Source organism: Microbulbifer maximicatervae (SeqCode) (assembly GCF_052467305.1).
Genome location: NZ_CP174306.1, coordinates 3,401,501 through 3,411,566, shown reverse-complemented (window position 1 = coordinate 3,411,566; position 10,066 = coordinate 3,401,501). Strand labels below are relative to the sequence as shown.

The 10,066-nt window shown below is 38.1% G+C and carries 10 protein-coding genes; all 10 read left to right on the top strand.

What is annotated here, in order from left to right; translation table 11 throughout:
- Positions 1 to 391: 391 nt before the first annotated feature.
- Genes ACJJI4_RS14995 through ACJJI4_RS14950 form a run of 10 tightly spaced genes read left to right on the top strand, consistent with a single transcriptional unit; the run spans position 392 to position 10,063 of the window.
- Positions 392 to 1,516 carry a tetratricopeptide repeat protein gene (locus ACJJI4_RS14995; RefSeq protein WP_444925667.1) on the top strand — a complete coding sequence of 375 codons (1,125 nt, stop codon included), beginning with the start codon at positions 392 to 394 and terminating at the stop codon, positions 1,514 to 1,516.
- A gap of 56 nt (positions 1,517 to 1,572) precedes the next feature.
- Positions 1,573 to 1,839, top strand: coding sequence for a flagellar biosynthesis protein FliQ (gene fliQ / locus ACJJI4_RS14990; protein WP_444925666.1), 267 nt, complete (start codon positions 1,573 to 1,575; stop codon positions 1,837 to 1,839).
- Positions 1,839 to 2,600 (top strand): flagellar biosynthetic protein FliR, encoded by a 762-nt coding sequence (locus tag ACJJI4_RS14985; protein ID WP_444925665.1) that lies wholly within the window; start codon positions 1,839 to 1,841, stop codon positions 2,598 to 2,600. Before fliQ ends, ACJJI4_RS14985 begins: the two co-directional genes overlap by 1 nt.
- The gene (locus ACJJI4_RS14980) at positions 2,600 to 3,670 is read left to right on the top strand and encodes an EscU/YscU/HrcU family type III secretion system export apparatus switch protein (RefSeq protein WP_444925664.1); all 1,071 of its coding nucleotides are present in this window, start codon (positions 2,600 to 2,602) and stop codon (positions 3,668 to 3,670) included. Before ACJJI4_RS14985 ends, ACJJI4_RS14980 begins: the two co-directional genes overlap by 1 nt.
- 14 nt (positions 3,671 to 3,684) lie before the next feature.
- The gene (locus tag ACJJI4_RS14975) at positions 3,685 to 5,769 is read left to right on the top strand and encodes a flagellar biosynthesis protein FlhA (protein ID WP_444925663.1); all 2,085 of its coding nucleotides are present in this window, start codon (positions 3,685 to 3,687) and stop codon (positions 5,767 to 5,769) included.
- Positions 5,766 to 6,473 (top strand): flagellar hook-basal body complex protein, encoded by a 708-nt coding sequence (locus ACJJI4_RS14970; RefSeq protein WP_444925662.1) that lies wholly within the window; start codon positions 5,766 to 5,768, stop codon positions 6,471 to 6,473. Before ACJJI4_RS14975 ends, ACJJI4_RS14970 begins: the two co-directional genes overlap by 4 nt.
- Positions 6,474 to 6,500: 27 nt before the next feature.
- Positions 6,501 to 7,259, top strand: coding sequence for a flagellar hook-basal body protein (locus tag ACJJI4_RS14965; RefSeq protein ID WP_444925661.1), 759 nt, complete (start codon positions 6,501 to 6,503; stop codon positions 7,257 to 7,259).
- A 3-nt stretch (positions 7,260 to 7,262) separates the two neighbouring features.
- Positions 7,263 to 8,219, top strand: coding sequence for a flagellar basal body P-ring formation chaperone FlgA (gene flgA / locus ACJJI4_RS14960; RefSeq protein ID WP_444925660.1), 957 nt, complete (start codon positions 7,263 to 7,265; stop codon positions 8,217 to 8,219).
- On the top strand, positions 8,216 to 8,893 hold the full coding sequence (locus ACJJI4_RS14955) for a flagellar basal body L-ring protein FlgH (protein ID WP_444925659.1): 678 nt from the start codon (positions 8,216 to 8,218) through the stop codon (positions 8,891 to 8,893). The genes flgA and ACJJI4_RS14955 overlap by 4 nt, the downstream gene beginning before the upstream one ends.
- A gap of 21 nt (positions 8,894 to 8,914) precedes the next feature.
- Complete coding sequence (locus ACJJI4_RS14950; RefSeq protein ID WP_444925658.1) at positions 8,915 to 10,063, top strand: flagellar basal body P-ring protein FlgI; 1,149 nt, start codon at positions 8,915 to 8,917, stop codon at positions 10,061 to 10,063.
- Positions 10,064 to 10,066: the final 3 nt, after the last annotated feature.

Here is a 10,066-nt window from a genome sequence, read left to right as displayed (position 1 = left end):
CACGGTATTAGCTATTAAATAAGAGCCCTTGAATAGAGGGTGGATTATTTTTGTGTGTTAGGTTGGGGTTGAAAATCTCTGCCGAAGGCATGTTGTGTGGTAATTACATTTAAGAATCGGCGGGTGTCAGCAATTAAGGACTGTCTTCATTTGCGCCCTAATAGTCGGTCATTGCTCTATTTTGAGGACGGGTTAAGTATTTTTAAAAAAATATTTTCTTTTTACTTTACACGGAGATTAGGAGTGGTACATTTATAAAAATCTTAAATGCCCAAATAAATTGAAAATTTATAAAATTATAAGTTATTAGGGGTGGTGACTTAGTACGGAATTCTGAAGTTACAAATAATAAATTAAGTTTTTGATCTGACAGATTTGGCATTGAAGGTTTATGGAAAATTTATTGAATAAAATAGAAAGGTATGAAGCCTTCTTTGCAGCTGATTCTGCCAATAAAAAATTAGCCGCTAACCTTATAGATTTATATATGAGGGCGGGTCAGTTAGATAAGGCCAAATCCCAATTGGAGAGTGCCGTAGAGCATTGGCCCGAGGAGAGTGAATTTATATTTCAGCAGGGAATGTTGTGTTTGTATTTGAATCAGTATTTAGCTGCGATTGATAGTTTCTCTCAATTGTATAGTGCGAGTATTCCGCAGGATGTGGTTAGGTACAATGTAGCTTGGGCTCAAATGGGGTTAGGTCAAGCAGATGAAGCTCTAGGTACCTTAGAGGAAATGAGCGGACTTACCTCTAGGGCGCAATTACTAAAAGGGCGAGCTCTACACTCTCTTGGACGATTCTCTGAAGCTGAAGCACTTGTCCTTCCACTGTTGAATGAGGATGAGCTCTCAGTTGAAGTGGAATCAATGTTAATAACGATCGCCTTAGATTCTGAGAATACAGAGTTAGCACAGGAGAGAGCAGAGAAGCTGATTGAAAGGTGCCCAGATAATCTTGAAGCAAACGTCACATTAGGTGTTGTAGAGTTAGAAACAGGCAAATTAAGCAAGGCCGACAGTTACTTTGAGGTTGCACTTTCAACAAAGCCTGATAGTGGTAGGGCCCATTTAGGTTGTGGTCTTGCTGCAATGTTGCGGCAGGATTTGAATAAAGCAATTTATCACCTCAAGAAAGCCGTTAGTGAGATGCCAAGCCACCTAGGTACTTATAATGCTCTTTCTTGGTGCTACATATTTCAACAAGATTTGAAACAGGCAAAGACAATAGCCTTGGAAGTGAAAAACTTAAACCCTAAGTTTGCGGAGAGTCAAGGGACTCTCGCAATTATTAGTGTTTTACAGGGGGATAAGCAGGAAGCCAAAAGATTTACAAAATTGGCAAATCGATTAAACCCTGCCTCATTTTCTGGACAGTTTGCAGCCTCTCTTTTGGCTCACGATGCTGGTGATGAAGAGACTTCAAAGAAAATTGTTAGAAACTTACTGGATACCAATATGAAAAAAGATGGAGGTTCGTTGTCTGATGCCTTAAAGCGATTTAACCTACCTAATTAAATAGTTAGTTTAAGTTAAAGTATAAAGTTGTATAGGTTTGTGCGTGTGACTTTAGTATGAATCCAGAGGTAGCTTTAGACCTTGTTCGGGAAATGCTAAAAACTGCTGCAATGGTATCCTCACCAATTTTAGGCGTTGCTTTATTTGTAGGCTTAATAGTTAGCATTTTTCAGGTTGTGACTCAAATACAGGAGATGACATTAACTTTTGTCCCCAAAATGTTGAGTATAGTCGCGGTAATATTTGCTTTTGGAGCATGGATGCTCGGAACAATTGTAATCTACACGGAGGATATTTTTAGAAAAATAGCTGAGTTCATGTAATGTTAGTTAAGGCTGGAAGTGATTTTGCTATTGTAGTTTTGCTTGTTGCAGCCAGGTTGGCTCCAATTTTTTTTAGTTTTCCGCTGCAAGCCATAATTAATATACCGCTACGCATACGATTTTTTTTGACCATTTCTTTTTCTTTAGTGATTTCCAGTGCCCTGGATTTGTCCTCTATTGGCTTAGCTAACGATTTCAATCTAGCGCTTATGCTGATAAAAGAAATTGTTATTGGTGTTGCATTTTCAGCAGCGATTACAGCCGCCACAGCCACTTTTCTGATAGCCGGTAGGTTAATTGACTTTCAGATGGGAGTTGGAGCTGCGACGCAGTTTAATGCGAGTACAAGTTCCCAAAATTCATTAGTTGGAACAATGTTGGCTCTAGCTGGAACCGCGATTCTATTTGCTAGTGATACACACCATATTCTTCTTAAGGGGATTTACCAGTCATTTATAGTCGTCCCAATTGGAACAGGTATTGATAAAGTTGGAATTTTAAACTCAGCTGTATCTATGGGGAAAATGTTCCTGTATGGAGCGGTAATAGCTGCGCCAGTTATATTTGGCCTGATGATGGCTGATCTCGTGGTCGTTATATTCGCAAGAACAATGCCACAAATGAACCCTTACTTCGTTGGAATGCCGGCCAAAATTCTTATAGGAATTATTTTGCTAATAGTGTCAGTACACTACATGCCAGAACCTATAAGTGCAATCTTCCAAGGAATTACGGATAGCTGGCAAAAGGTAGCAGTCTGATGTCATCTAACGAAAGTTCAGAAAAAACGGAGCCAGCATCCCAGTTTAAACTGCAAGAAGCCCGAAAAAAAGGGCAGGCAGCGAAGAGTATTGAAGTTGTATCCTTAATAACTTTGTTAGGTTTTCTAATGATGTTATTAGCTTTCGGGAAGAAGCTAATCAATAGGGTTTTACACAATACATCATCTATGATGGGTTCTATAAATGATGTAAATAGCAGCACTCAGAATGTATTAGCGTGGATCTCAAGTTCAATTAGTGATTGGGTATCAATACTCGCACCAATAATGCTTGCTGCAGCAATTTTTGCAATTCTTGGAAATGTTCTACAAACGGGACTGATTTTTTCGACAGCTACATTAAAGCCAGATTTTAAGAAGCTAAACCCTATATCAGGGTTTAAAAAAATTTTCTCGATAAAGAGTATATTTGACTTATTTAAGTCAGTTTTAAAGATTTCCATTTTAATCGCTTTCCTGACCTGGTATGTGGCTGGAGCTATGGAGTCTTGGGTCGGGCTTTTAGGTAGAAACCCAGCGAGTACGGCTGATATCTTTATTGATTTTGTCGTAGAAATATTTTTCATGACAGCTCCAATCGTTGCATTGTTTGCACTAATTGATTTTCTTTTTTCGAAGAAAAAGTTTCTAAAAGATATGAGAATGACTAAGCATGAGGTAAAAGAAGAACACAAGAGAAGAGATGGAGACCCAACCCTAAAGCGTAAGAGGAAAGAACTACAGAAAGAGCTTAGAGATAAGCAGTCGGGTTTAAATAATGTACCTACTGCAACTGTAGTTATTACAAATCCAACACATTTTTCTGTGGCATTAAAATATGATGCCCAAGTAATGATGGCGCCAAAAGTTGTTGCCAAGGGCCGAGGAAACTTGGCGTTAAAGATACGTGATATAGCGCGATCAAAAAGAGTAAAAATCATACAAAGCCCTGCGCTAACACGAAGTATATACAAACAATCCAATATTGATGATTACATTCCATCAGACACATATTTAGCTGTTGCAAAACTGCTTAGCAAGCTAGAGCAAAGCAAGTCGGTTGTAAGATAGTGGAAAATAATAGATTGAAATTTTCATTTGAAAGATTGCTTGGTTCAAAAAGTGAACTGGCGCTGGTGCTGGGGGTCTTTGGAATTCTGGTTGTATTGTTTACGCCAGTCCCCTCAGCAGTTCTAGATTTCTTACTCCTTTTCAACTTGTCTATGGCAATTCTTATTTTGCTATTAACATTTTATATGGACAAACCTGTTGAATTTTCAACATTTCCAGCCATTCTTCTTATCGCAACACTCTTAAGGTTGTCGTTAAATATAGCAGCGACAAGGCTAATTCTGAGTAATGCTGATGCAGGACAAGTTATTGAAGCAGTAGGCGACTATGTGGTTGCGGGAAACTACATCGTAGGTCTTGTTATTTTCTTTATCCTAATTATCGTTCAGTTCATAGTTGTAACCAGCGGTGCTCAACGTGTGGCAGAAGTTGCGGCACGATTTACTCTTGACAGTATGCCTGGCAAGCAAATGAGCATTGATGCTGATCTAAATATGGGACTGATCGATGAGACTGAAGCTCAAAAAAGAAGAAAAGAAATAGAAAAAGAAGCGAATTTTTATGGATCTATGGATGGCGCTAGTAAATTTGTAAAGGGTGATGCTATTGCCGGAATCATTATTATTCTCATTGATATTGTAGGCGGATTAGCGGTTGGAATTGCGCAACTAGGTATGAACTGGGGAGATGCTCTTCATACCTACACCCTTATGACTGTAGGTGATGGTATTGTCACCCAAATTCCCGCTCTAATAATATCCACAGCAACAGGTATTATCATTACAAGAGCTTCAAGTGATTCTTTCTTAGGAAAAGAAATTGGAAGTCAGCTAGGTAAGCACCCAAAAAGTTTAGTGTTAGTGAGCCTGGCGTTAATTTTCTTTTCAATATTGCCTGGAATTCCAATTTGGCCAGTAGCAGTACTGTTGTGTATTTTCATTCCAATCATAATTTTGATAGCGAAATCCAGCGATACTAGTGAGGGAGAAGAAGCAGCAATTCCTCTGGCAGAGTCAACAGATGTAGCAGTTCAAGTTGCCAATTATAATGATATCACTGTAGAACCTATTGAGATCGTATTTGGTGAAGAGCTGGGGGAATTTGTTTCGAAAGATACGATTTTTGTAGAAAAAGTTAAAGCTTTTAGGCGCCAGTTTGTTGAAGAAATGGGTATTGTTATACCTAACTTGAAGCTGTCCACCTCGATTAATAAGGAAAAAAATAGTTACGATTTAAAATTGTTTAACTCTGTGGTGGCAAGTTCTAGTTGTTTTCCAGACAAGACTCTTGCGATTTCAACAGGAAGTAAAATATCGATTTTAGGTCTGGAAACCAAAGACCCGTCTTATGGATTGCCTGCTGTTTGGATAGATAATTCACAAAAAGAGTTAGCCGTACAGCAAGGGCTAACTGTAGTTGATCCAGTTACTGTGTTATTTACTCATTTCAGTGAAATTATCAAAAGAAACTCAGAAGAACTTTTAACTAGAAAAGAAACTGAGCTACTGCTTGGAAGAGTAAAGGAGACACAACCAACTCTTTATGATGAGTTGATTCCAGAACAGCTCTCATTAAGTGATGTACAAAAAGTTTTGAAATTACTAGTAAAAGAAAAAATACCCATTTCAAATATAGAGCTAATTGCAGAATCTCTAGTCGATAAAGCGAGAATCACTAAAGATCCAGCAACTTTAGTCGAATCAATAAGGCAACAACTGTCAAGAGTTATCTGCGAGCCCTTATTAAATAAAGATAATACCTTGGAAGTTATAACGATAGATCCGAGTCTAGAGCGGAAATTGTTTGAATCAATTAATTATGATGAAACACCAGCTAGCATAAGGCTTGATCCAGCCATAGTAGAGAAATTCATAAAGAATATATCAAAATCAGTAGAGCAAATGATAAAGGGTGGGAATAAGCCTGTACTACTGTGCACAGGAAATTTACGAATGCATATAAAGAAGCTAACGGAGAGATACCTTCCGCATTTAGTCGTTATTTCTTTAAATGAAATTCCCAGCAATACAAATGTTAGATCTCAAGAAATAGTTAGTTTAAAAGGCAATGGCTTCTCGGCAAAGGATAAAATAGCATGAAAATTGATGGTATCTCACAAATATTAGCGAGCCTACACGGTGACATAAATCAATTGAGTAATGTTAGTCAAAACCTAGCCAATGTTAGCACGAATGCTTACAAAAAAGGATTTGCAGTAACCTCAGTTGCCATGAGCGAGGATAGGGCTCAAGCAGTCAACCAAGATTTGACTACTACGATCAGAGAGAGTGATTTCTCACAAGGAGTATTGAAAAGTACCGGAAGAAATTTACATTTGGCAATCGAAGGTAGTGGTTTTTTTTTAGTAAACGATGGAACCGATTACTGGTTGACGAGAAAAGGGGAGCTAAGTATCGATAACCAGGGATATTTAACCCTTTTGAGTGGAGCTCGCCTTCAAGGCTTACAAGGTGATATTGCGTTGGAGCCAGGTGAGTTTGATATCGATGAGACCGGTAATATCTACCAAGGAGAAAAAGAGTTCGTGGAGCAACTTTCTATGTTCAACGCACCTTTAAATAGCTTAGTAGAGGGTAAACCCGGAATGTATAAAAGTTCGTTAATGGCATCCACTGACCAAATTCATGTTCGGCAAGGATTCCTAGAAACATCAAATGTAGATCAATTACAAGAAATGGTTAAATTAATGGAGTTAGTTAGACATTATGAGGGAGGGTACCAAGTGATACAGAGCTATAGCACGATCATGGATGAAGCTATATCTAAAATAGGAAAAGTGTAGTCAGTAAGAAAAACCTGGGAGAAGCACATGATAGATGCTCTATATATTGCGGCAACAGGAATGAGAGCGGAAGCATCTCAAATTGATGTCATCTCTAATAATATGGCGAATTTGAATACACCGGCGTATAAGCGCCAAAGTGTTAGTTTCGAAACTTTAGTGCAGCAAACAGCAAGTCTACAGTCAAACATCCTACGTTCGAAAGGCATGGGATCAGTGGCAGATAGAGTTATTACCTCTTATGAACCTGGCAATATCCAGCCATCCCAAAGCAATCTGGACATCGCTATATCGGGTAAGGGGTTCTATGAGGTAGAGCTTCCGAATGGAACTTTTGCATATACCAGAAATGGACAATTCCAACTGGATGAACATGGGTATATAACAACCTCAGATGGTTATCGCCTAGCTGATAGAATTCAAGTCCCGCTCGATGCATCTGATATTTCTATTGATATCTCTGGTGAAGTGACAGTTACCTATTCTGATTCCTCAACCGACTACATTGGACAGATCACCTTGGCTGGTTTTTCAGCTGAACAAGATTTAGATGCAATTACCGGAGGCCTATACGTATCAACAGATAAGTCAGGAAATGCATATTATTCATCTCCAGGAGAGGATGGATTGGGTGTAGTTCGGCAGAATGCTATAGAAAAGTCAAATGTAGATTTAGTTGAGGAAATGCTGAGCCTAACTATGGCCCAACGTGCATATGAAGGAGGCTCACAAATTATACGAGCAGCTGATGAAATCATGAAAATAAACAATTCATTGAGAGTGTAAAAAGTGAGAGCTTGGACAGTTTACATACCTATTTTTATAGTTCTTTTATTTGTGCACTCTGCGCACAGTGAACAGAAATACTTAAGGTTGTATCCGTCTGCCGTACTTGGAAAAAATGGTATAGCTTTAGAAGATTTAGGGAAGACCAACACGAGTTTGCTTAAGAATCAAGTGCTATTTATTCCACAGTATCTGAAACTAAATCAGTCAATTAGTGGCTTTTGGTTAAGAAAGAGTGATATTTCCGAGCTCCTTGTACAACAATATCCCGAACATTCATTTTCGATATTGGGTCCTGACGTAATTAAAGTTAAATGCCAAATGACTGTTTTTAACGAAAAAGAACTACAGGAAAAAATAAAGAGTGTTTATAAAGAAGAGCTCTTAGAATCAAAAGAATTTTCTGTAAAGATCTTACAAAGAGCTGAAAATTTAAATGTTTGTAATTCCTTTGACAAGTACCATCTGAGTAGATCAGTCAAGGGCGAATTACGAAAGATAGAAGCAATAACAATTTCTTCTTTAGGACATCTTAAGCAACCAAGTATCACGACAGTTTGGGTTGAAGTAGAAGATTACCGAGATGTATTAACAGCAGCAGAAAATATAGAACAGGGAACTCACTCTTCAAGTATTAGAGTAAAAAATAGTCTGGTAGATGTCACAAAAGTTAAGGGCGTAACTATAAAAGAAGTTCCCGCGGATACACGTTTGCAAAGAAATATCGGCATTGGTCAAGTGCTTGTGAAGGATAATTTTGAATCCATACCGGACATAGAATCCGGCGACACAGTTCGAGTAATTTCAATTGTCAACCAAGTCAAGGTATTCACTACCGGAACGGCTATGTCTGATGCAAACCTGGGTGAATATGTATCAATTAAAGTTGATTATGGGCAAAGTTACTTAGAAGGAAAGGTTGAAAATAATAAAACTGTAATAATTATGGAAGAGACATGAAGTTTTTGAAGAAAATATCAATTTTGTGTGTGACTTACTTAGCGTTAATAGCTGATTTTGCAAACAGCGAATCACTGTTTAATGAGGTTACATTTGAACCTTTGATGTCCGATTATAGAAGTGTAAATATTGGAGACACCGTGACAGTGGTTGTTGTGGAGTCTTCCCTTGCAGCTTCTAGCGAAGCAAACAGCACGAGTGCAGATGCAGGATTATTTGGTGCCATTAATAGTGGTTATAACTTCAAAATTAAGAATAAAGTATTTGATGCTGAAGCAGATGTTGCTTTAGGCTATGGAGCCAATAAAGGATCAAGTAATAATAAAGACGGTTTACTTCAAGCGGTTATTACTGCAGAAATTGTAGAAATCCTGCCTACCGGTAACTTAGTTATTGAAGGAAGACAGCACCTCGTGGTTAATGGAGAGGACCAATATATATCAATATCCGGCATTGTTAGCCCTTTATATATAGATGCAGATAATACGGTCAGTTCAAATAGAATTAGTAGAGCTAGAATAATTTACTCTGGTGAGGACCCACAGGCTATCACTGTTTGGCAAAAATTTACCCGTATTTTCTGTTGTTCTTCTGGGTCCCTTTTAGGTAGTGCAGAGGATAAATATCAAGCAAATCATCAGTTTGATAATGCCCTCTATGAGAAAAGTAAGTAAGAATTTTAGAGATTTTTAGCTATGTTCAGATATAAGTATATATATCCAAGAACGTTATTATTTATATTTATAGCTTTACTATCACAACCCTTGTTTGCCTCTGTCAGGCTTAAAGAAATTGCTCGAATAGAGGGGGTTCGAGAAAATGCGTTGGTTGGTTATGGATTGATAGCTGGCTTAGCAGGTACAGGAGATACAAGGAGGTCCAGTTCTACAATACAGTCAATAACAAATACTTTAGCTAGATTTGGAATATCTGTTAATGAGGACGATATCAGCAGTCGAAATGTTGCTGCGGTTATAGTGACCGCAACGCTACCTCCATTTAATCAGCCGGGCGATACGATAGATGTCAATATATCATCTATAGGTGATTCACGGAGCTTAATTGGTGGAACACTTTTAATGACACCTCTTACTGGAGCGAATGGCGAAATTTATGCACTGGCTCAAGGGCCAATTTCAGTGGGTGGATACTCGTATGGATTAAACGGTAATGTCGTTCAAAAGAATCATCCAACGGTAGGTATTATCGCAAACGGGGCTACCGTTGAGAGGGAAGTTACCACTAGATTAGTTAAAGATGGGTACTTAAGTGTAGTTTTATCACAGCCTGATTTCACCACAGCAGATAGAGTTACGAAAGCGATACAATTAAATTTTCCAAGTTTACATACCGTAACTCGCCATGCCGGAAAAATAGATGTTTCAGTACCCGATAACAGTAATCTAGTTGAACTTTTGTCGAAGATAGAGAATATATCAATTAATCCAGATATTACGGCAAAAATTATTATAAATGAAAGAACAGGAACTGTTGTATCTGGCGGTTTTGTAACTATAGAAGCAGTATCAATATCGCATGGTAACTTGGAATTAAGTATCGCTACAGAATATACGGTTTCACAACCGAATATACTGGCTTTATCAACAAAAAATACCTCTTTTAATGGTGATAATTCTTCGCCCATATCCACAGTAGTTGCTCCAAAAACAAACTTACAAGTTCGAGAACAGGGATTGTCGGCAGTTTCATTACCTCGAGGTAGTACCGTTAATGATTTAGTTAGAGCACTGAAACAAATTAACGTTAGTACGAGGGATATGATTGCTATATTGCAAGGCATAAAAGCAGCTGGTGCACTGCATGCAAAACTTGAGATTCAATAAAGG

Bases quoted from the DNA above. Each gene is read 5' to 3' on its own strand.
- ACJJI4_RS14995 (WP_444925667.1), top strand. From the start codon at position 392: ATGGAAAATTTATTGAATAAAATAGAAAGGTATGAAGCCTTCTTTGCA.
- fliQ (WP_444925666.1), top strand. From the start codon at position 1,573: ATGAATCCAGAGGTAGCTTTAGACCTTGTTCGGGAAATGCTAAAAACT.
- ACJJI4_RS14985 (WP_444925665.1), top strand. From the start codon at position 1,839: ATGTTAGTTAAGGCTGGAAGTGATTTTGCTATTGTAGTTTTGCTTGTT.
- ACJJI4_RS14980 (WP_444925664.1), top strand. From the start codon at position 2,600: ATGTCATCTAACGAAAGTTCAGAAAAAACGGAGCCAGCATCCCAGTTT.
- ACJJI4_RS14970 (WP_444925662.1), top strand. From the start codon at position 5,766: ATGAAAATTGATGGTATCTCACAAATATTAGCGAGCCTACACGGTGAC.
- ACJJI4_RS14965 (WP_444925661.1), top strand. From the start codon at position 6,501: ATGATAGATGCTCTATATATTGCGGCAACAGGAATGAGAGCGGAAGCA.
- ACJJI4_RS14955 (WP_444925659.1), top strand. From the start codon at position 8,216: ATGAAGTTTTTGAAGAAAATATCAATTTTGTGTGTGACTTACTTAGCG.
- ACJJI4_RS14950 (WP_444925658.1), top strand. From the start codon at position 8,915: ATGTTCAGATATAAGTATATATATCCAAGAACGTTATTATTTATATTT.